Source organism: Pelagibacterium mangrovi, assembly GCF_036662815.1.
GTDB lineage: Bacteria > Pseudomonadota > Alphaproteobacteria > Rhizobiales > Devosiaceae > Pelagibacterium > Pelagibacterium mangrovi.
In genome coordinates, this window is sequence record NZ_JBAFXA010000006.1 from 68,636 (window position 1) to 90,234 (window position 21,599).

At 62.9% G+C, this 21,599-nt stretch carries 20 protein-coding genes; 8 read left to right on the top strand and 12 right to left on the bottom strand.

Translation table 11 applies throughout. From position 1 onward, the window contains the following. Nucleotides 1-106 precede the first annotated feature (106 nt). The 7 genes from V4T21_RS11560 to V4T21_RS11590 all read left to right on the top strand — a co-directional run bounded on the left by V4T21_RS11560 (nucleotide 107) and on the right by V4T21_RS11590 (nucleotide 8,223). Nucleotides 107-253, top strand: a complete 147-nt coding sequence (locus tag V4T21_RS11560) for a hypothetical protein (RefSeq protein ID WP_332716764.1) — start codon at nucleotides 107-109, stop codon at nucleotides 251-253. Between the two features lie 87 nt (nucleotides 254-340). Next, the gene (locus tag V4T21_RS11565; RefSeq protein ID WP_332716765.1) at nucleotides 341-1,501 is read left to right on the top strand and encodes an alpha-hydroxy acid oxidase; all 1,161 of its coding nucleotides are present in this window, start codon (nucleotides 341-343) and stop codon (nucleotides 1,499-1,501) included. Then, nucleotides 1,498-2,361, top strand: a complete 864-nt coding sequence (gene nadC / locus V4T21_RS11570) for a carboxylating nicotinate-nucleotide diphosphorylase (protein ID WP_332716767.1) — start codon at nucleotides 1,498-1,500, stop codon at nucleotides 2,359-2,361. Before V4T21_RS11565 ends, nadC begins: the two co-directional genes overlap by 4 nt. A 142-nt stretch (nucleotides 2,362-2,503) precedes the next feature. Then, nucleotides 2,504-3,076, top strand: coding sequence for a helix-turn-helix transcriptional regulator (locus tag V4T21_RS11575; protein ID WP_332717470.1), 573 nt, complete (start codon nucleotides 2,504-2,506; stop codon nucleotides 3,074-3,076). A 36-nt stretch (nucleotides 3,077-3,112) separates the two neighbouring features. After that, entirely contained in the window at nucleotides 3,113-4,372 is a 1,260-nt protein-coding gene (locus V4T21_RS11580) for an efflux RND transporter periplasmic adaptor subunit (RefSeq protein ID WP_332716769.1), read from the top strand. Then, nucleotides 4,369-7,674 carry an efflux RND transporter permease subunit gene (locus V4T21_RS11585; protein WP_332716771.1) on the top strand — a complete coding sequence of 1,102 codons (3,306 nt, stop codon included), beginning with the start codon at nucleotides 4,369-4,371 and terminating at the stop codon, nucleotides 7,672-7,674. The genes V4T21_RS11580 and V4T21_RS11585 overlap by 4 nt, the downstream gene beginning before the upstream one ends. A 129-nt stretch (nucleotides 7,675-7,803) precedes the next feature. Next, nucleotides 7,804-8,223: a DUF1801 domain-containing protein gene (locus tag V4T21_RS11590; protein WP_332716773.1), complete on the top strand. Its 420-nt coding sequence runs from the start codon at nucleotides 7,804-7,806 to the stop codon at nucleotides 8,221-8,223. 4 nt (nucleotides 8,224-8,227) lie between these two features. On the opposite strand, the gene V4T21_RS11595 is transcribed toward V4T21_RS11590, so the two are convergent. The 12 genes from V4T21_RS11595 to V4T21_RS11650 form a co-directional block, all read right to left on the bottom strand. Continuing rightward, entirely contained in the window at nucleotides 8,228-10,120 is a 1,893-nt protein-coding gene (locus tag V4T21_RS11595) for an ABCB family ABC transporter ATP-binding protein/permease (RefSeq protein WP_332716774.1), read from the bottom strand. Nucleotides 10,121-10,221: 101 nt separating this feature from the next. Next, nucleotides 10,222-10,548 carry an ArsR/SmtB family transcription factor gene (locus tag V4T21_RS11600; RefSeq protein WP_332716777.1) on the bottom strand — a complete coding sequence of 109 codons (327 nt, stop codon included), beginning with the start codon at nucleotides 10,546-10,548 and terminating at the stop codon, nucleotides 10,222-10,224. An 87-nt stretch (nucleotides 10,549-10,635) separates the two neighbouring features. Continuing rightward, nucleotides 10,636-12,723, bottom strand: coding sequence for a LysM peptidoglycan-binding domain-containing protein (locus tag V4T21_RS11605; protein WP_332716779.1), 2,088 nt, complete (start codon nucleotides 12,721-12,723; stop codon nucleotides 10,636-10,638). A gap of 142 nt (nucleotides 12,724-12,865) precedes the next feature. Beyond that, a complete protein-coding gene (cimA, locus tag V4T21_RS11610) occupies nucleotides 12,866-14,452 on the bottom strand; it encodes a citramalate synthase (protein WP_332716781.1) in 1,587 nt (528 codons plus the stop codon). A gap of 30 nt (nucleotides 14,453-14,482) precedes the next feature. Continuing rightward, nucleotides 14,483-14,857, bottom strand: coding sequence for a VOC family protein (locus tag V4T21_RS11615; protein WP_332717472.1), 375 nt, complete (start codon nucleotides 14,855-14,857; stop codon nucleotides 14,483-14,485). An 82-nt stretch (nucleotides 14,858-14,939) separates the two neighbouring features. Further along, nucleotides 14,940-15,440: a GFA family protein gene (locus tag V4T21_RS11620; RefSeq protein ID WP_332716783.1), complete on the bottom strand. Its 501-nt coding sequence runs from the start codon at nucleotides 15,438-15,440 to the stop codon at nucleotides 14,940-14,942. Next, on the bottom strand, nucleotides 15,437-15,904 hold the full coding sequence (locus tag V4T21_RS11625) for a GFA family protein (RefSeq protein ID WP_332716786.1): 468 nt from the start codon (nucleotides 15,902-15,904) through the stop codon (nucleotides 15,437-15,439). Before V4T21_RS11625 ends, V4T21_RS11620 begins: the two co-directional genes overlap by 4 nt. Then, a complete protein-coding gene (locus tag V4T21_RS11630) occupies nucleotides 15,897-16,274 on the bottom strand; it encodes an endonuclease domain-containing protein (protein WP_332716788.1) in 378 nt (125 codons plus the stop codon). Before V4T21_RS11630 ends, V4T21_RS11625 begins: the two co-directional genes overlap by 8 nt. A 332-nt stretch (nucleotides 16,275-16,606) precedes the next feature. After that, a complete protein-coding gene (gene cysS, locus V4T21_RS11635; RefSeq protein WP_332716790.1) occupies nucleotides 16,607-18,007 on the bottom strand; it encodes a cysteine--tRNA ligase in 1,401 nt (466 codons plus the stop codon). 361 nt (nucleotides 18,008-18,368) lie between these two features. After that, nucleotides 18,369-18,704, bottom strand: coding sequence for a VOC family protein (locus V4T21_RS11640; protein WP_332716792.1), 336 nt, complete (start codon nucleotides 18,702-18,704; stop codon nucleotides 18,369-18,371). Next, nucleotides 18,704-19,459: an ABC transporter permease gene (locus V4T21_RS11645; protein WP_332716795.1), complete on the bottom strand. Its 756-nt coding sequence runs from the start codon at nucleotides 19,457-19,459 to the stop codon at nucleotides 18,704-18,706. The genes V4T21_RS11640 and V4T21_RS11645 overlap by 1 nt, the downstream gene beginning before the upstream one ends. Nucleotides 19,460-19,676: 217 nt before the next feature. Beyond that, complete coding sequence (locus V4T21_RS11650; RefSeq protein WP_332716796.1) at nucleotides 19,677-20,639, bottom strand: ATP-binding cassette domain-containing protein; 963 nt, start codon at nucleotides 20,637-20,639, stop codon at nucleotides 19,677-19,679. A gap of 155 nt (nucleotides 20,640-20,794) precedes the next feature. Between V4T21_RS11650 and V4T21_RS11655 the strand changes: the two genes are divergently transcribed. Further along, on the top strand, nucleotides 20,795-21,565 hold the full coding sequence (locus V4T21_RS11655; RefSeq protein WP_332716799.1) for a TetR/AcrR family transcriptional regulator: 771 nt from the start codon (nucleotides 20,795-20,797) through the stop codon (nucleotides 21,563-21,565). The last annotated feature ends 34 nt before the right edge of the window (nucleotides 21,566-21,599 follow it).

The window sequence follows — 21,599 nt, forward strand, 5'->3', positions numbered from 1 at the left end:
GCTAACTTCGGTTAATAAGCGCTCGCCGGAACAAACCGGGTGGGCGGGGCGTTTGGGGTGTTCCCGCTCGGGACGCAAATTTTTTTGGGATGCTGGAGATTTTTTCATGAGCCGCAATACGCTCTATCTGTTGATCGGCGCGCTGATCGTCGTGGTCATCGGCTTTGGGATTTATGCCTATCAGCAGGAGACCGAGCCCCAGGGCGTGCAGATCGAAGTCAACGAGCAGGGGCTTTCGATCGAGGGCAATTGAGCCCCCGACGAAGCTGCGGCATCAACGGGCTTTTCCCCGCCCCCTCCTCCCGCTATTGAGTGAACGATAGCAGGAGGACATAGGGCGATGGGGTTTCCCGCACAGACGATCGACGAGCTCAAGACGCGCGCCAGGCGGCGCGTGCCGCGCATGTTCTTCGATTACGCGGATTCCGGATCCTGGACGGAAAGCACCTATCGCGCCAACGAAACCGACTTCCAGAAGGTCAAGTTTCGCCAGCGTGTGGCCGTGGACATGACCAATCGCTCGCTGGCCTCGACGATGGCGGGGGAAGAGGTCGCGATGCCGGTCGCCATCGCGCCCACGGGATTCGGCGGCATGCAGCATCCCGATGGCGAGATGCTTGGAGCCAAAGCCGCGCGGGCGTTCGGAATTCCCTTCACCCTTTCGACCATGAGCATCTGTTCGATCGAGGACGTGGCCGAAGCGACCGGCGGAGCGCCGTTCTGGTTTCAGCTCTATGTGATGCGGGACCGCAAGTTCATGCATAACCTGATCGATCGGGCCAAGGCGGCGGGGTGCTCGGCGCTGGTGCTGACGCTGGACCTGCAGATTCTCGGCCAGCGGCACAAGGATGCCCGCAACGGGCTTTCGGCGCCGCCCCGGATCAATTTCAACACCTTCCTCCAGCTCGCCACGCGCCCGCGCTGGTGCATGTCGATGCTGGGGACGAAGCGCCATACGTTCCGCAACATCGTCGGGCACGCGGACAATGTCGGCGATCTCTCCTCGCTCTCGTCCTGGACGGCGGAGCAGTTCGATCCGACGCTGAGCTGGTCGGACATCGAATGGATCAAGGAGCGCTGGGGCGGCAAGCTGATCCTCAAGGGTATTCTCGACGCCGAGGATGCGCGCATTGCCGCCGGCTCGGGGGCCGATGCGATCATCGTTTCCAACCATGGCGGACGTCAGCTCGACGGCGCTCCTTCTTCGATCTCCGCCCTGCCCGCCATCGTCGAGGCGGTGGGAGACCGGGTCGAGGTGCATATGGATGGCGGCATCCGCTCGGGCCAGGACGTGATGCGCGCGCTGTGCCTGGGGGCCAAGGGCGTCTATATCGGGCGGCCTTGGCTTTACGGACTGGGCGCGGACGGCGAAGCCGGCGTCAAACGGGCGCTGGACATCATCCGCAACGAACTCGATATCACCATGGCCTTTTGCGGCGAACGCGCCATCGGCAATGTCGGACGGCACAACCTCGTCAATCCGGACGTCTTCAAACCATGACCAGACCCTACCCGCCTTCCCTGCCCCTTCACATCGTGGAAGACGCGGTGCGCCGCGCCTTCGAGGAAGATCTCGGACAGGCGGGCGATATCACGACGCAGGCGACCATCGGGCCGGAGGCGACGGCTGTTGCGCTGGTCAATGCGCGCGATGCCGGGGTGATTTGCGGCATCGATTGCGCCAAGGCCGCGTTTTCGTTGATCGGGCCGGGCCTCCAAGTGCGCGCTTTCGTTTCCGATGGCGCTGCGGTGGAAGTGGGAACCGATGTTCTCGAAGTGCGCGGCAATGCCCGCGCGCTGCTGGCCGCTGAGCGCACGGCGCTCAACTTCATGACGCATCTGAGCGGCATTGCCACCCTGACGGCCCTTTATGCCAAAGAGACCCAAGGAACGAACACCCATATCTGCTGCACCCGCAAGACCACGCCGGGGCTGCGGGCGCTGGAGAAATATGCGGTCAAATGCGGCGGCGGGCACAATCACCGCTTCGGGCTCGATGATGCCATCCTGATCAAGGACAACCACATCGCCGTGGCCGGCGGAGTCGGCGCGGCGATTGCAGCGGCGCGGGCCTTTGCCGGGCATCTGGTCGCCATAGAAGTCGAGGTGGATACCCTCGATCAGCTCGGCGAGGCGTTGGCGGCGGGAGCCGATGCGGTGCTGCTCGACAATATGGACGACGCTACTCTCGCCCGCGCCGTGGAGATCACCGCAGGCCGTGCCAAGCTCGAAGCCTCGGGCAATGTCACGCTCGAGCGGATCGCCGCGATCGCCCGGACCGGGGTTGATTTCATCTCGACCAGCAAGATCACCATGGCGGCCGCCCCGCTCGATCTGGGCCTCGACATAAGACTCGCTTAACGGCCTTTCCTCACTTGCCTGAAAGAAATCGCACCTTATCTGAAACGATAAGGGTGCGACGCAGTGCCGTATGGCTTGGCAATCGACGAAGCGTCATATATAGCGCCTCCATATTCTCGTTCGGCATATAACAGATTTGAACATGAACGTCCGCACACTGTGCCTCTCGATCCTGTCTTGCCGGGATGCGAGCGGCTACGAGATCCGCAAGCTCTGCACCGAAGGCGAAGGCTCCTATTTCATCGAGGCCAGCTTCGGATCGATCTATCCTGCCCTGGCCAAGCTCGAAACCGACGAGTTTGTCACCTCGCGCGTGGAACACCAGAGCGGCAAGCCGTCGAAAAAAATCTATTCCATTACCGATGCGGGGCGAGCGGCCTTCTGCGAAGAATTGCAGGAGCCGCTTGGCGGGGACGTTTTCCGCAGCCCATTTCTTTTATTTGCGCGATTTGCGCATCTTCTCGACGCAGATCTCGTCCGCACCCGTGCCGAGGAACGACTCCAGGAATTGGACCGGAAAATCGCCGATTTGCGGAAGATTCAGGACCAACTGGGATCACGCGAGCGTGAGGGACACTCCAATGACGAGTGGGTGCTCAATCACGGCCTCACCTGTCTCGAGGTTGCGCGCAAGCATCTGCATACCCACATGAACGCCTTAATTGCCTCCGCGCGACACCAAGAGCCGCACGCCGGGCAGCAAGCAGCAGAGTAGAGGGCGCTGTTTATGCAAATTCTAAAGTCTTTTGGTTTGTCGCTATTCATCCTTATCGCCGCAGCCGCATGGTTCGCGACCGGTACGCTCGTCCAGGGCGGCCAGGGCCCCGGCAATGGCGAACGCTCGATTATCGGCCTCGTCGAGGGCGACGATCACGGCCCGATTTCGACTTCGCTTTCCAATGCAGGCCTTTTGGTCGAGCATGACGAAGAAACGGCGGAACTGGCCCGGATGACCGTGGCCGAGCGTGCCGCCCAGGAAAACGGCAGTGCGGCCACAGCGATTTCGGTGCGCACGCAGACATTCGAGCAGGAGGCCATGCCGCTGCTCGTGACATTGCGCGGGCGCACCGTGGCTCACGCCAATATCGAGGCGGTCGCCGAAACGGCGGGCGTGATCGAGACTGTACACGTCCAGAAAGGGCAGCGCGTCGAGGAAGGCGAGCTGCTCTGCACGCTCGACCAGGGCACGCGGGCGGCGGCTGTCGCCCAATCCGAAGCGGCTCTTGCCCAGGCGCGAGCCGGGCTGGAACAAGCCCAGCTCGATTTCGACACGAACGCATCGCTGCGTGAACGTGGCCTTGCCGCCGCCAATACGGCAAATGCGGCCCAGGTGGCCCTGACCGGCGCCGAAGCCCAGGTGCTTTCCGCACAGGCGGCGCTGGACAACGCCAATGCCGAACTCGAACGGACCGAGATCACGGCGGAAGTCGGCGGTCTGGTGCAGGCACCGATTGCGATCCGTGGTTCCATGCTCGCCCAGGGTGGGGTTTGCGCCACCATCGTCCAGCTCGACCCGATCGTCTTTTCGGGTTCGGTGGCCGAAGCCAATATCACGCTGGCCCGGACCGGTCTGCAGGCAAGTTTGCGCACCGTCACCAACCAGGAAGCGACCGGCGAAGTCACCTATGTGGCGGCCAGCGCCGACGATGCGACACGCTCCTTCCCCATCGAAATCGAGTTCGAGAATTCCGATTTCGACATTCGCGAAGGCATAACGGCGACGGCGACAGTCGATATGGGCAGCATGCCCGGGCATTTGCTGCCCCAGTCGGTGCTGACGCTGAACGACGAGGGGGTGCTCGGCATCCGCTCGGTGGAGGACGGGGTTGCCGCCTTCCATGAAGTGACCATCGTTTCGGACACGCGAGATGGGGTCTGGGTGACCGGACTGCCCGAGACGGTGGAAATCATCACCATTGGCCAGGAATTCGTGGTCGACGGGCAGGCCGTAACTGCCGGGCAGGCGTCCGGCACGGCCACAGAGGCTGCTGAAGAAGGCGCTCCCGCATGACGAACTTCATCGAACGCATTCTGCGCATGCCGCGCGTGGTCATGACGATCATGGCGCTGCTGCTGCTGGCCGGCGGGCTTTCCTATTCCATACTGCCCAAGGAAAGCTTCCCGGCCATCGACGTGCCGTATCTCTACGTCTCGATCACCCAGACGGGCGTGTCGCCACGCGATGCGGAAAACCTGCTCGCCAAGCCAGCCGAGGAAGAGCTGGCTGACCTTGACGGGCTGGTCAACATGACTTCGACCTCGACCACCGGGCACGCCTCGGTGGTTCTCGAGTTTGACACCAACGTCGATACCGACCAGGCGCTGGCCGATACGCGTGCGCGCATGGACGCCATCCGGGCCAATCTGCCCGATGACGCCAACGACCCCACGGTGAACGAAATCGACATGGTCGGCTTTCCGATCCTGTCGGTGGCCGTCTATGGCAACGCGCCCGAGCGCGAACTGGTGCGGCGCGCCGAGGAATTGCAGACGGCGATCGAAGGGATCGACAGCGTTCGGGAAGTGGAGCTTTCCGGCTCGCGCGACGAGGTTGTGGAAGTCACCATCGACCTATCGCGGCTCGAGGCCTACAATCTCACGGCCAATGAGCTGTTCGACGCCCTGGCCCGCAACAACATGGTGGTGCCCGGCGGCACGATCAACACCGGGCAAGGCTCGTTCAACGTCGAGGTGCCGGGGCTGATCACCGGCGCGCAGGACGTTTTCGAACTGCCGATCAAGACCGACGGCAACACCGTCGTCACCTTCGGCGACGTGGCCAATGTCACGCGCACGCTCGAGGATGCCACCGAATACACCAACGTCAACGGCTCGCCCGCGATGATCCTTGGCGTGTCCAAGAAGATCGGCACCAACGTCATCGAGGTATCCGAGCAGACGCGGGCGATGGTCGAACAGGTGGCCAGCCAGTGGCCGCAAGGCGTGAGCTACAGCTTCTTCCTCGACCAGGCCGACACCACCATCCACCTGTTCCGCTCGCTCGAGGCGGCGGTTCTGACCGCCGTGGCGCTGGTGCTGATCACCTGCGTGGCCGTGCTCGGCGTGCGGGCCGCGTTCATGATCGGGATGAGTATCCCGCTCTCGTTCATGATCGCCTTCCTCTACATGCAGATGACGGGCATGACGATCAACATGATGGTCATGTTCGGGCTGGTGATCGCCGTGGGGGTCTTGGTCGACGACCCGGTGGTGGTCGTCGAATATGCCGAGCGAAAGCTGCAGGAGGGCGTTTCCAAGAAGGAAGCGTTCATCCAGGCGATGCACAAGATGTTCGTGCCCGTGATCGGCGCGACGGCGACGACGCTCGCCGCCTTCGTGCCGCTGCTGTTCTGGCCGGGCATCATGGGCAAGTTCATGAGCCATCTGCCCACGATCGTCATCGTGGTCATGTGCGCCTCCTTCGTCTCGGCCCTGATCTTCATGCCGGTGATCGGTTCGATCATCGCATCGACCCATGTCGACCCCAAGCGCAAGGAACAGGCCGACATCGTGATGTATCCCGAAAAGTTCCACCCCAAGAAGGTGAAGGGACTGACCGGGATTTACGTGCGCATGATGTCGACGCTGATGCACTGGCCGATCCCCACACTTCTCGTGGGTTTCGGCATCGTGTTCGGCGTGTTCTTCACCTATGCGAGCAACCCCACGGGCGTGGAAGCCTTCCCGGCCTCCGAGCCCGAATATGCCACGGTTGCCGTGGTGGCGCGGGGCAATTACTCGCCCGAGGAAATCCGCGACATGCTGATCGAGGTCGAGGACGAACTGGTTCAGGTCCAGGGCGTTCAGGACATCATCATGCAGTTCGGCGAAACCGGCGCCATGGGCACGATGCCGCCCGACACGGTGGGCAATTTCCAGCTCCAGCTCGTCAACTACAACAACCGCGTCAAGGCCGAGGAAATCTTTGCCGATATCCGCACGCGGGTTGCCGATATTTCGGGGCTGCAAGTCCAGGTCTTCGGGATGGAAAGCGGCCCTCCGGCGGGCAAGGACATCAACATGCGGGTCGAGAGCAGCAATTACGCCGATCTCGTGCCCACGGTCGAGCGTGTCCGCGCGTTCATCGAGAACGAATTGCCCAACACCGCCGATATCGAAGACGGCCGCCCCTCCCCCGGTATCGACTGGCAGGTCACCATCGACCGCGTGGAAGCGGGCCGGTATGGGATCGGCGTGCGCGAGCTGGCGCCCTATGTCCAGCTCGTGACCTCGGGTGTGGAACTGGGCACCTATCGCGACTCCGAGACCGGTGACGAACTCGACATCAAGGTTCGTCTGCCACAGGACGAGCGTACGCTCGACGCGCTGGATTCCATGCGCATCATGACCCAGCAGGGCCAGGTGCCCGTCTCGAACTTCATCGAGCGGAACGCGGTGCCCAAGGTCGCCAATATCGAACGGCGCAATCAGGTCTATGTGATGCCCATCGCGGCCAATCTGGCGAACCTCCCCGAAGGGGTTTATCCCGCCCAGCGTGTGGCCGAGCTTCAGGCCTGGCTCGATGGGCAGGAATGGCCCGATGGCGTGACCTTCGCCTTCGGCGGCGCGGAAGAACAGATGGGCGATGCCAACGCGTTTATCGCGCAAGCGTTCGGCGCGGCGATGTTCATGATCTTCCTGATCCTGCTGCTCGAGTACAACAGCTTCTATCAGGTGCTGGTGACGCTCTCGACGGTCATCATGTCGGTGGCGGGCGTGCTGTTGGGCATGCTGGCGACGGGCATGAGTTTCTCGGCGATCATGACCGGGCTGGGCGTGGTGGCGCTAGCGGGTATCGTGGTGAAGAACGGCATCGTGCTGATCGACACCTATAACGAATACAACCGACACCAGGGCGTGGAGCCGGTGACCGCCATGCTGCTCACCACCGCGCAGCGCGTGCGGCCGGTGCTGCTGACGGCGTTCCTGACGGCGCTGGGCGTCATTCCGATGTGGGCGAACATCGAGTTCGACTTCATCCGGCGCGAAATCGTCGTCGGCGGTATTGCCGGGTCGTGGTTCGTCCACCTTTCGGCGGCGCTGGTTTCCGGGCTGTTCTTCTCGACGGCGCTCACGCTGGTCATGGTGCCGGTGCTGATCACCGCACCCAAGGTGATCAAGCAGCAGGTGCGCAGCGCGTTCGACTGGGTTCGCGGCCGCAGGGCCGAGGAGGTCGCGCCGCAGGGGTTCGACGGCATGGCCGTCCCCGTGGCCGCCGATGGCTCGCGCCATGTGGTGACCAAGGATACCGAACTGGTCGAACGCAATGAAAACGGCGTGACGGTTCTCTCCAGACGCCCGGCGGCGGAATAAAGCCCCTGCCCCACCGATTAAAGGCCCCGCGTTAGCGCGGGGCCTTTTCTTTTGTCGCCACGCGGGGTTCTTGACCGAAACATAGCTGCGCAGCTATATGTTTGAACCAAACCACGGCGGAGAAAATCCATGAACGGCAAGACCGAGAAGTCGCCCGTGCTGCTCAGCGGCGGCAATCCGCAGATCGCCAAAGGCTATGGCGACGAGCCCGTGCAGGCCTATATCGCGGCCATGCCCGAGTGGAAGCACGATGTCGGTCGCCGGCTAGACGAGATCATCGTGCGCGAGGTTCCGGGGGTCGAAAAGGCCGTGAAGTGGAACACCCCGTTTTACGGCACCGAGCGCGACTACTGGTTTTTGTCGTTCCACGTCTTTGCCCGTTACGTCAAAGTGACGTTCTTTAAGGGCAGCTCGCTCGATCCAATGCCCGCCGGAACCAGCAAATATCCCGACGTGCGCTATCTCGACATTCATGAAGGCGAGGATTTCGAAGAGCAGTTCGCGGAATGGGTGAAGCAGGCGAGCAAGCTGCCGGGCGAGAAGATGTAGCCCCTTATTCCGCCGGCTCCTCGACGGGTTTGCGGGTGACGAAGCCTTCGGGATCGTCCTGGGCGGCGCGCAGGCGTTCGCTGGCTTCCGCCGCTTCGCGCTGGCGGTTCCACATCTGGGCGTAGAGGCCGTTGCTGGCCAGCAATTCGCCGTGGCGGCCACGCTCGGCGATCCGGCCTTCGCGCAGGACGATGATCTCGTCGGCATCGACGACGGTGGAGAGCCGGTGGGCGATGACCAGAGTGGTCCTGCCCCGCGAAACCGTATCGAGCGCCGACTGGATTTCGCGCTCGGTATGGGTGTCGAGGGCAGACGTGGCCTCGTCGAGGATCAGGATGGGCGGTGCTTTCAGAATGGTGCGGGCGATGGCCACGCGCTGCTTTTCGCCGCCCGACAGTTTCAGCCCGCGCTCTCCGACCTGGGTGTCATATCCATGCGGCAGGCTTTCGATGAAGGCGCCGATCTGCGCCATGTTGGCCGCTGCCTTCACCTCCTCATCGGTGGCGTCGGGGCGTCCATAACGGATGTTATAGGCGATGGTGTCGTTGAACAGGACGGTATCCTGCGGCACCATGCCGATGGCGGCGCGCAAGGATTGCTGCGTCACATCGCGGACGTCCTGGCCATCCACGGTGACGCGGCCCGAGGTCACGTCGTAAAAACGATAGATCAGCCGCGAAATCGTCGATTTGCCCGCGCCCGAGGGGCCGACCACCGCGATGGTCTTGCCGGCGGGCACGGTGAAGCTCACGCCCTTGAGGATCGGGCGATCGGGATCGTAGTGGAAATGGACGTCCTCGAAGGCCAGTTCGGGGCCGGCGATGACCAGCGGGGTCGCGCCGGGCTTGTCCTCGATTTCCGGATTCTGGTCGAGCAGCAGGAACATTTCCTCGATATCGGCCAGGCCCTGGCGGATCTCCCGATAGACGAAGCCGATCTGGTTGAGCGGGCGGTAAATCTGCATCATGAAGGTGTTGAGCAGGACGAAATCGCCCACGGTCAGATCCCCGTTCATGACCCCGATGGCGGCCATGACCGAGAGGACGATCATGCCGGCCCAGAAGATTACTCCCTGGCCGAAATTGAGCCAGCCCAGCGATGTCCAGATGCGGGTAGCGGCGCGTTCGTAGCCCGCCATGGCGCCATCGTAGCGCCTGGCCTCCAGCGTCTCGTTGCCGAAATATTTGACGGTTTCGAAATTGAGCAGGCTGTCGATCGCCTTGGCATTGGCGTCGGTATCGCTCTCGTTCATGTCGCGGCGGATGGCGATGCGCCAGTTGGAAGCGCGCACCGTGAAGATCATGTAGAGCGCGACGATGGCGGCCAGCACCGCCACATAGCCGATGCCGAACAGCCAGCCGAAAATGATGCCCACGATGACGAACTCGACCAGGGTCGGCGCCGTGTTGAGCATGGTGAACCGCACGATGGTTTCAATGCCCTTGGTGCCGCGCTCGATCACCCGGCTCAACCCGCCCGTCTTGCGCTGCAGATGAAAGCGCAGCGAGAGCTGGTGCATGTGCGTGAAGGTGCGATAGGCGAGTTGGCGGACAGCGTGCTGGCCGACCGAGGAAAACAGGATATCGCGGAGTTGCTGGAAGCCGGTATCGACGATCTGGCCGACACCATAGGCGATGACCAGGACGACCGGCACCGACAACCCGAGGATCAGCGCCGCGTCGGGACCCGAGAGACTGAGCGCATCGATAACGCCCTTATAGGCGAACGGCACCAGCGTGCTGGCCACCTTGGCCAGCAGCAGTGCGCCGATGGCGAGCACGGCGCGCATGCGCAGATCCGGCCGGTCGGCGGGCCACATATAGGTCCACAGATTGCGAACTGTCGAAAGGATCGCGCCCTCGTCGGCACTGACTGTTGATTGGTTTTTCTGGGCCATGAGGGGGCTCCGGGCGGCAGGCGGGTGAGGCAATTGCAGGATCGCTGCGCCGTTTCAAAAGCGTGCCGAAACGATCCTGGTTATTGTATTTTGGCGTTGGATCAGGAGGCGGCCTGCAGCGAGCGCTCGCAGCTTTCGTCCTGGGTTCCCAGACCGGAAAGATAATCCCCCACCGCCAGATTGAAGGCGGTGAGCCGGTCGAGACGAACGCGGTAATTGTTGCGCGTGCCTTGCGCCTTGCGCTCGATGATCCCCGCATCGAGCAGTACCTTGAGGTGCTGGGAAACCGTGCTCTGCGCGAGCGAAAGGCAATCGGTCACGTCGTTGCAGCAGCAATTTTCGGCGCGCTTGGCCAGGATACGCAAAATCTCCAGCCGAACCGGGTGGCCCAGGGCGCGCATCAGGGTGGCGATATCGTCTTCATGCATTGGCGCTGCTTCCATCGTTAGATAACGATAAAGCAAACACTCCGGAGATGCAAGGCAAGGAACGGCGAGCCCGCCGTTCCTTGCCGATCACTCCTCGACCGAAGCTGCGGTATCGTCTTGCCCGATCACCTGATCGGTTTCGGGAAGGTCGAAGACCTGGCCGGGATAGATCAGATCGGGGTCGCGGATCTGATCGGTATTGGCCTCGAAAATCTGCGTATAGCGGATGCCTTCGCCATAAACGCGTCGCGCGATGGTCCACAGATTGTCGCCCGAACGGATGATGGCCAGCCCCGATGTCGTGCGCCCGCCTTCGGTGATCCCGATCAGAGTGGGCACTTCGCGCTCAGCCGGTTCAACTTCCGTAGCGGGCTGCTCGGCTTCCGCAGCGGGCTGTTCGGCGGGCTGCTGCTCAGCGGCGGGTTCGGTCACATCCGCAGGCTCGGCGGGTGCGGGTGCTTCCGGCTCGGTAGGCTCCGGCTCGATCGCGGGCACGGGTTCGACAGGTTCGGCGGGGGCTTCGGCCTCAGCCGTGGTTTCGGCGGCGGGCCCCGGCGGGGTCGTATCGGCCACCGCGATTTCCTCATCGACGCTCTCGGGCAGATCGAGGACGAAATCCACTTCGGCGCGTCCCACCACCGCCCCGTCAGGGCCGAGCATATCGATGCGCACGCGCTGGGTTTCCTGTTCGAGCACGCCGATGGTTTCGACCAGCCAACGTCCATCGGCGACCTGGGTGGTGCCGACCAGTTCATTGTCGACGTAGAGGCGAACGGTCATGCCGTCGGTTCCGGCCCCGGCGAAAAAATTGCGGTCGCCGTCGATTTCCACCGCGTCGATGGTCGGCTGGACGAGCCGCACCTCCGGCTGCGCCGTGGTTGCCGTTGCTTCGGGTTCCGTGACGGGCTGCCGCTCGGCCACTTGCTGTTCATTAGCCTCGGGTTCGGCTGCCGGTTCATCCTGTTCCGGCATGACGGGCTCGGCAGGAGTGGTTTCCGGGGGCGTGGCCGGCTCATCCGGGCTTTCGACCTCCGCTGGCGCCTCCGGGCGGGGCGCTGCGGTCTGCTGCGGCTCCGGCGCCGCAGCCTCCACGGCAGGCTCGCGCGCCTCCGGCTCCTGGGCTTGCGGTTCAGGCGCCGCCATGGGCGCAACCGGGGCTTCAGGCGCGGGCGCGGCAGGGGCGACCTGATTGTCGGCCAGTTCGGCCGGCGATGGCATTTCCACTTGCGGCGTCACGCCGCCCGGCGTTGGCTGCGGCGGTGCAATCGTTGCGGTTTCTCCAGCCGGCGTGCCGGGCGCTTCGGCGGCAGGTTCGGCGGGAGCGGGCGCATTGGATTGGGGAGCGACCTGCGGCGTGGCAGGAACGATTTCGACCGGAACAGCAGGCTCGTCGACATCGGCAACAACCATGGATTCGGTTTCGGGAACCGATGGCGGTGCGACTTCGGCCACGCCCTCCTGCTGGGGGGCGGCAGGCGTTTCGGCCACCGCCTCTTCCTCAGCCCCGGCCTCTTCCTCGGCAACCGACGCCTCATCGGCAACCGCGTCCGTCTCGGGCGCTTCGGCCTCGGCAACCGCCTGCGGCTGTTCGAGACCCTGCAGAATCTGGCTTGCCTCGCCGGGCTCCGACGCGATTACGATGGGCTCACTCGTCCTGTCGTCCTGCACCACCACGACAACCGATTCCTCGGCATAGGCACCGGTTTCGACATCGAGTACCCGCAGTTCGACCCCGCCGGCGGGCAGAGGGTCGTCGGTGACGAAGGCGAAATCGCCGGTGTGTTCGGCCGTTTCCGTCCCGATCCGTTCATCGTCGGCAAAGATATGCACCTCGCCATCCGGCGTTGCGGTGCCGGCGATGACCGCCGCGCCGTCCGGCTCGACGCGCACGAGACCGAATGATGGCAAAACTGCTTCCGATACGCTCTCCGCCGTCTCGCCGTCGGCCATTTGGACGGAGGGTTGCTCCTCGGCAATGGGCTCTTGCGCGGGCTCGGGCTCTTCGGCCTGTTCCGGCTGGGGCTCGGCAAGGGCGGCAACGTCGCTTGTCGGCTCGGCTTCGGCGATTTCGGTGATCCCGTTGCCCAGGAAGGTTTCGCCCATGCAGGCCGAAAAATCGCTCTGCTGGAAGCAGTTGACCGTGCCCGGCCCGACTACGATGCCGATGACGATCAAGCCGGTTGCGGCGGCTGCGCCGATGGCCAGAGCAATGGGAGAAAAGGGACCGGCCAGTGGAGCCTCCGTTAGTGTTCCCGGCCGCCGCATCGGCCTTAGATTTTGATTCGTTTTGTCGCCACAGTCGTTTGAACTATAACGACTATGCCGTCTTCATCAACTTATAGGTGAAGGACTCATATAGCGCCTCGAAAGACGCATCAATGATGTTGGGGGAGACGCCCACGGTGAACCACCTGTCCCCCGCCCCGTCGCGGCTTTCGATCAGCACACGGGTGACCGCGCCCGTGCCGCCGTCGAGGATACGCACCTTGTAGTCGACAAGTTCAAGATCATCGATCCGGCTCGAATACTTGCCCAGATCTTTGCGCATGGCGAGGTCGAGGGCGTTGACGGGGCCGTTGCCCTCGGCGACCGACATGAACACATCGCCCTCGACATCGATCTTGACCACGGCCTCGCACATGGTGACCAGCTCGCCGCGCGCGTTGTGCCGGCGCTCGACGGATGCCCTGTAGCTCGTCACATCGAAAAAGCGCGGCAGCGTGCCCAGGAGCTTGTGGGCCAGCAGATAGAACGAGGCTTCGGCGCCGTCATAGGAATAGCCGCGCGCCTCGCGTTCCTTGACCTGACGCAGGAGCTTGTCGAGCCGCGGATCGTCCTTGGCGAGATGGATGCCGAACCGTCCGAGCGAGGTCAAAAGGTTGGATTTTCCGGCCTGCTGGGACACCATGATGGCGCGCGCATTGCCCACGGTTTCGGGGGCGACGTGCTCATAGGTCGAGGGGTCCTTGGCGATGGCCGAGGCGTGGATGCCGGCTTTTGTCGCGAAGGCCGAAGCGCCGACATAGGGCGCGTGCCGGTTGGGCGCGCGATTGAGGATTTCATCGAAAGCCCGCGAGACATGGGTGAGCGTTTCGAGCTTTTGAGCGTTCACGCCAGTTTCGAACCGGTCGGCGAACAACGGTTTTAGAACCAGCGTGGGGATCAGGGTCATCAAATTGGCGTTGCCGCACCGCTCGCCCAGCCCGTTGATGGTGCCCTGGATATGGCGCACCCCGGCCCTCACCGCCGCCAGCGAATTGGCGACGGCCTGGCCCGTATCGTCATGGGCATGGATGCCCAGCCTGTCGCCGGGCGCCACCGTCAGCACATCGGCGATGATCGTCTCGATCTCGGCGGGCATGGTGCCGCCATTGGTATCGCACAGCACCACCCACCGCGCGCCGGCTTCGAGCGCAGTGCGTACGCAGTCGAGAGCATAGTCCCGATTTGCCTTGTAGCCGTCGAAGAAGTGCTCGCAATCGACGAAGGCCTGCTTGCCGTTGTCGATGGCCGCGCGAACGCTTTCGGCAAGGCTTTTGAGATTTTCCTTTGTCGAGATGCCGAGCGCCAGCTTGACCTGATGGTCCCAGGCTTTTGACACGTAGCAGATGGCATCGGCGCTGGAATTGACGAGATCGGCAATGCCAGGATCGTTCTCGACCGACCGCCCTGCCCGCTTGGTCATGCCGAAGGCGACGAACTGGGCCGCCTTCGTGCGTTTTTGCGCAAAGAACGCCGTGTCGACGACATTGGCGCCGGGATAGCCCCCTTCGACATAGTCCAGACCGAGCCCGTCGAGCAGCTTTGAAATGGCGATCTTGTCTTCAAGCGAAAACTCGACGCCGGTGGTCTGGGCGCCGTCGCGCAAGGTCGTATCGAAAAGGTAGAGGCGTTCTTTGGTCATGTGTGAGGCTTAAAAAACTTGCTGAAAATGTCAGGCGGGCGCGTGGCACACCGCTTCGATGTTGTGGCCGTCGGGGTCGAAAACGAAGGCTCCGTAATAGTTGGGATGATAAATCTCGCGTATGCCCGGCGCGCCATTGTCCCGGCCACCCGCCCCAAGCGCCGTGGCGTGAAACGCATCGACATCGGCGCGCGATTTCGCGGCAAAAGCGAAATGCAGATGGCCCGTGCAGCGCCCGCCGCTGCTGATCCAGAAATCGGGCTTGTCGCTGCCATAGCCGGCGATCATGCCCTGCGGAATGGGAAACTCCACAAGACGCTTGTACCCAAGGGGTTGCAATATCTCATCATAGAATGCGCGCGACTTGTCATAGTCGGCAACGCTCAGTCCGAAATGGTCGATCATGCTCATCTGGCTCCTCCCTTAAGGCCAATGGTCAGTGTCGTGATCGGGGTGTTGACGGGAATGGACGCACTCCTCCATGCGCTCATTGCCGTCTCTGGGTTGGTTGCCAATCGGGCGTATCGCGGTCGGGATGCTGGTGGTTGGTTGCCTTTATCGCAGCCGCCCATTCCTCGGCGTCCGTTTCGGTGGCGCCGCCGTCCTCGATTGTGACGATGGTCGAAAACCATTTCACCTTGGCCTCGGTGCCGGTATGGCCCAAGGGCGGGAAATCGTCGGGGTTGTCGAGCGATCCGATGGTGAGGTTGGTGCGGCCGTTGTTGACGTCGTGATAAAAGAGCGGCGTGCCGCAATTGGCGCAGAAGCCACGCTCGACGTGTTCGGAACTGTGCCAGACAGCCGGTTGGCCTCGGGTCCAGACGAGTTTGTCGTCCGGCGCCGCGACCAGTGCGGCGAAGATGTTGCCGACCGCCTTCTGGCACATGCGGCAGTGGCAAAGATGCGAGTTATCGAGCATCTGGCTCGTGTGGTAGCGCACGGCGCCGCATTGGCAGCCGCCGCTCACCTCCATATCGATGCGGTTCATAGTTCCTCCTCCCTTGCAGGCCAGATTTCCGTGTCGTGATCGGGGTGCTGGTTTGAATGAATTCCGGCCATGAAATCGCGCCACTCATCGGTGTTCTCCCGCACCGGCAGCGCCGTCAACTGCTCGAAAAACTCCAGCTTGTCGGCGAGGTTGACCTGGATTTCGGGCGGCACTTTCTCGGGATGATCGAAGGCGCCGATGGCCAGTTCCAGCCCGAACTTGGTTTCATAGGCCAGGGGGGTGCCGCAATCGGCACAGAAGGCGCGGCGCGCCGCGTCCGAGGATTGGAACCATTTCGGCTCGCCGCGCGTCCAGTGCCCGTCATGGGTGGTGACCAAGGGGCCGAAGAAGCTGCCGAACGCCTTTTGACACATGCGGCAATGGCATATCGAGCCGCGCCCGACCAGCTTGGTGGAAAATCGCACAGCGCCGCACTGGCAGCCGCCGGTCAGTTCTTCAGCCATGTTGGGTCTCCGTGAGGTTGTGCCAGACAGCGTCGAGCACCGCGTCGCGTTCGCTCGTCAGTTGATTGTTCCAGACGCGGAGGACGCGGAAGCCTTTCGATTGCAGCCATGCGTTGCGGGCGGCGTCCGATCCTTCGCCATGCTGGCTGCCGTCGAGCTCGATGATCAGGCGGGCCGAATAGCAGACGAAATCGGCGATGTAGGGGCCGATGGGGACCTGGCGACGGAATTTGTAATCGATGAGGCGACGGTCCTTGAGGATGAGCCACATTTGGCGCTCGGTTTCCGTGGGGTTGCGGCGCATTGATTTGGCAAAGCCGCGATTACGCTTCGGGATTTCGGATCGCCAACCGGCGCCGGCGGGCTTCATCGAGGCTGCGCACCCCTCATCCGACCTTTCGCTTCGCGAAAGCCCACCTTCTCCCTCAAGGGGAGAAGGGTAGCCTGGGGCAAGCTCTGCAGCAGGAACTGTCGCGACGGGTGGATGAGGCGCTACTGCGCACCCCTCATCCGACCTTTCGCTTCGCCAAAGCCCACCTTCTCCCTCAAGGGGAGAAGGGTAGTCTGGGGCAAGCTCTGCAGCAGGGACCCCTGCGGCGGTTGTCGCGGGTGCTGCGGCAGGAGCCCCCCTCTCCCCTTGAGGGAGAGGGGATGGGGGTGAGGGGTGCTCTGAGCTTGCCGCGTCTACCCGCTTAGGATCACTCACCGCTTCACCTCCCACTTCGTCTTGCGCTCGCCCGTTTCGGGATCCTTGTAGTCCATGAGCTGAATACCCGCTTCGAGCAGTTCGGCGCGGATCGTGTCGGCCTTGGCGAAATCCCTGGCCGCGAGGGCGGCGAGGCGGGCGGCGACTTTTTCTGCCGTGGCGGCGTCGTCGCCATCCTGGCGGATCAGGCTGTCGAGCGGGAAGCCGAGGAAATCGAGCGTGGCAGCGAGGCAATGGGCGGCGGAAATCTCTCCCCGGTTGGCCTTGCGCGCCATGGCGTCGAGCACAGTGGCGGCGCGGGAGAAGTTGAGATCGTCCGCCAGTTCGGCGAGCGTCGAGGCGTCGGGCGGCGTGCCGTCGTGGGCCTGGGCGGCGCGTTGCCAACCGGCGAGCCTGTTCTCCGCCTCTTCGAGCCGCGCGGCGGAAAAATCGATGGGCTCGCGGTAGTGGGTCATCAGCATGGCCAGCCGCAGCACCTCGCCGGGCCAGGTGCGGCCGCCCAGCTTTTCGGTGCCGAGCAGTTCGTGGATGGTGACGAAATTGCCCTCGGACTTGCTCATTTTGCGGCCTTCGACCTGAAGATAGCCGTTGTGCATCCAGTAGTTGGCCATCACCTCGGTGCCGTGGGCGCAGCGCGATTGGGCGATTTCGTTCTCGTGGTGGGGGAAGATCAGATCGAGGCCGCCGCCATGGATATCGAAGGTTTCGCCCAGGAACGCCTCGCTCATGGCCGAACATTCGATGTGCCAGCCGGGACGGCCGCGACCCCATGGGCTTTCCCAGCCGGGTTCGTTTTCGCTCGAGGCTTTCCAGAGTACGAAATCGGCGGGGTTTTCCTTGTGGCTCTCCACAGCGACGCGGGCGCCGGCGATGTTGTCGTCGAGATTGCGGCCCGAAAGCTGGCCGTAATCGGGCATAGAAGCGACGCGGAACAGCACCTCGCCGCCCGCCTCATAAGCGTGGCCGCGCGCGATCAGCCGCTCGATGATGGCGATCATGCCGCCGATGTGCTCGGTGGCGCGCGGTTCGATCGACGGGGGCAGGCAGCCCAGGGCGGCGACGTCCTTGTGGAACTGGCTGGCCGTGGCTTCCGTCACGCGGCGGATGGCCTCGTTGAGCGGCAGATCGGGGTAGTCGCGCAGCGCGCGGGCGTTGATCTTGTCATCGACGTCGGTGATGTTGCGCACATAGGTGACGTGGCTTTGGCCATAGACGTGCCGCAGCAGCCGGAACAGCAGGTCGAAGACGATGACCGGGCGGGCGTTGCCGATATGGGCAAAATCGTAAACGGTGGGCCCACAGACATACATGCGCACATTGTCCGGATCGATGGGGACGAAGTCCTCCTTGCTCCGGGAGAGCGTGTTGTAGAGCTTCAGGCTCGGCTCGTGCGACATGAAATGGTCCCCAGGCGTAAGCGTATGCTGTCACGCGGGCAGCGGGTCCACTCCTGATGTCGGGATGATGAAAACCGCGCCGCCAACGAAAAGTCAGCGGGTAATGATGCAGCCGATAATGCAGATCAGGCTGTTGGTTTTCATGGCGCGCACAATGGACGCGAAAATTCGGCAAATCAAGACAGAAAAACGGGGATGGCGCCGACACGCCATCCCCGGAACGGAGACCTTGGAGCAGTCTGAAAATGGTGCCGCCCGAAGACGGACGCCGCGGAGGCCGCAATGCGAACTCCAGACTTCGAACGTGCCATGAAAGAGATGGCCGCCGCCACCGTCTCACGGAGTTGTTATGGACGCGCCGTCACGCGGTGATTTCCACGGTAAATCCGCCCGGCGCCTCGACGTAAATGCTGTAGCCATGGCCCCGCTCGGGGGCGGTGACCGAAAAGCCGTCGGCAATGAGTCGCTTGTGAAACGCGTCCACTTCGGCCTCGGTTTCCGGGTAGAAGCCGATATGAAACGTCGATGGATATTCCACCGTCTTTGCCTTCATCAGCGTTATGACCATGTCGTTGTCGTCGCGCAGCAGGACGAAGGCCTTGTTGCCGCCTTCGTTGCGCAGACCGAAATAGGTCGAAAGGAAATCCGCGGTCGCTGTGGGGTTCGTGGTCGTGAGATTGAGGTGAAGAAGTTTCATCACAGGGTCGCTCTCTTGATTGTGGATGCGCCGATTGCCAGCCCGACGATGGCGACGATAACCGAAACCACCGCGCCCCAGAGGACGGTCAGCGAGAAAAGTTCGCCCATGAACAGCGCCCGTTCGGCTTCGACGAGATAGGTCAAAGGGTTGAAGCGGCTGGCGATGAAGAGCCAGTCGGGCGCCATCTGCATGGGCAGCAGCACGCCGCCCAGCAGCATCAGGGGCAGCGAGACGGAATGGGAGACGAGATAGAAGAGGCTCCCATCGTGCTTGGAGGCAATCGCCAGCGCATAGGATAGCGAGGCGACGCCCACGCCGAAGACCAACAGGAACAACAGCCCGATCAGCATAGGCAGGACGTGCAGTTGCAGGCCGAAGGGCACGGCGACGGCGATCAGGATCAGCGCCTGGACAAGAAGCGGCGCCAGTTCCTTGAGCGCTCGGCCGACGAGCAGGGCCGGACGGCTGGCGGGCGTAGCGAGGAAGCGCTCGAAGCTGCCCGAGACCAGTTCCTCGGTGAGCGCCCAACCGCATGAAACTGTGGTGAAAAGCACCAGCATCACCACCATTCCGGGCACGAACCATTGCAAGGGATTGCCCTCTCCCGCCATCGGCATGGCGCCGAGCAGCGGCACGAAGAGGCCGAGGTAAAGTAGCGGCTGGATGACGCCGAAGATCACGTAATACCAGCTTCTCAGCGTCGGGCCGATTTCGCGGCGGAAGGAGAGAAGGGTGTCGGAAACAAAGGTCATTGTCGTGTTCCTTGTGGGTTCCAATTTATCGGCATTCCTGGATTTGGCGGATGCTGCGCACCCCTCATCCGACCGCTTCGCGGCCACCTTCTCCCTCAAGGGGAGAAGGGGCGATTGCTGCAAGCGCTTCCGCAAGAGCCCCCCTCTCCCCTTGAGGGAGAGGGGCCGGGGGTGAGGGGTGCGCGGCGCTCGATGAGTTCATCGGCGGGAGATCGACTCAAGCCGCCACCGCGTTCTCGCGCAGTGAACGGCCGGTGAGGCCGAGGAACACGTCGTCGAGGGTCGGGCGTCTGACATTGGCGGCGGCGATGTCGACGCCTTTGTCCTGGAGGGTGCGCAGGAAATGGGGCAGCACCGCCTCCCCATCCTTGACCGTGACGGTGAGCGCTGTGCCAACAGGGGCGATGTCGCGGGCCTGGGGCAGATGCTGGGCCACCTCGGAGGCCGTCGAAACCTCGTGGCCATTGGTCAGCGAAACGCGGATGACGTCGCCGGCCAGTTCCGCTTTCAGCCGTTCGGGGGTGTCGTCGGCGATCATCCGGCCATTGTCCATGATCATCACCCGCTCGGCCATGGTATCGGCCTCATCGAGATAGTGGGTGGTGAGGAAGATGGTCATGCCCGTCTCCTTGCGGATGCGGGTGATGTGCTGCCAGAGATTGGCCCGCGAGTGCGGATCGAGGCCGGTGGTGGGCTCATCGAGGAACAGGATGGAGGGCGTGTGCATCAGCCCCAGTGCCACGTCGAGCCGCCGCTGCTGGCCGCCAGAGAGCGATGAACAATTGCGCTGGGCGAGGGAAGAAAGTTCGAGCATTTCGAGCAATTCGTCGGCCCGCTTGCGGGATGCCGCCTCGGTCATGCGTTGCGCCCTGCCCTGGATGATCAACTCATCGCGGACCCGGTGATAGGGACCAGAGGCTGTTTTTTGCCCGACATAGCCGATCTTGCGGCGCACCAGCGCCGGTTCGCGCGCCACGTCATGTCCGCCCACATTGGCGCTGCCCGAGGTCATGGGCAGGAGCGTGGTCAGCATGCGCACGGATGTGGATTTTCCCGCTCCGTTGGGGCCGAGGAAGGCGACGAGCTCGCCATCGGCCACGTCGAGGCTGAGGCCCCGCACCGCTTCGACGATACCGGTCTTGGTTTTGAACGTTCGGGCTATATCGCGGGCATGGATCATGGCTAAGCTCCGGGTTGACTTGCTTGAGGCAAAACCTAACCAACCCCGCCGACAGGGCATGTCAGCAGGAGATTGGCGGCAGGGTCGATTAATGATATACAGCGCACAAGGTTTATCACAATCTCGTGCGGTGTAAATAGTTTTTTGGAGCTTGAATGAGCCGGGATATCGCTGGCCGGGGTGATCCGGTGAAATTGCTGGAGTTGATGTGGGGCAAGGACAAGGGCGGACGTCGCGGTCCCAAGCCCAAAATCGGGCTCGAGCAGATCGTTGCCGCCGCGGTGAAAATCGCCGACGCCGAAGGCATCGAAGCGGTCTCGACGCGCAAGGTGGCCGAGGCGGTCGGCATCTCACCGATGTCGTTTTACACCCACGTCCCCTCCAAGGCCGAATTGCACGATCTGATGCTCGACCATGTGGCGACGCCCGGCAAAGCCGCGCCGCCCGATTGGGACAAAATGGGCTGGCGCGCGCGCATGACCGTGATCGCCGAAGCGATGTGGGGATTTTATCTCCAGCACCCCTGGGTGTTGCAGTTCCAGACGCACAGGCCGGTTCTGGGGCCAAACACGATGGCGTCCTATGAGGTGGCGCTGAGCGCGGTCGAAGGGATAGGTCTTGATGAAATCGAGATGGACCTTTCGATCACCGCTCTTTTCGACTTCGTGTCGGGAGCGGTGCGCAATGCGGCGCGGCAGAAATTCGTCTTCGAAGCCACCGGAATGAGCGATGACGAGTGGTGGCACAAGATCGAACCGTTCCTCGAAACGCTCGACTACAGCCCCTACCCCATCTCCAGCCGCGTCGGGCCGATCACGGGCGCCGAATATGGCGCGGGCGATCCCGAGCGGACGTTCAGGTTCGGGCTGGAACGGTTTCTCGACGGGATGGAGATGATGCTCGCCCGAAAAAAGAACCCGGCCTAGGAGCGCTTCCAGCAAAAACTTTGAGCAGATCGTG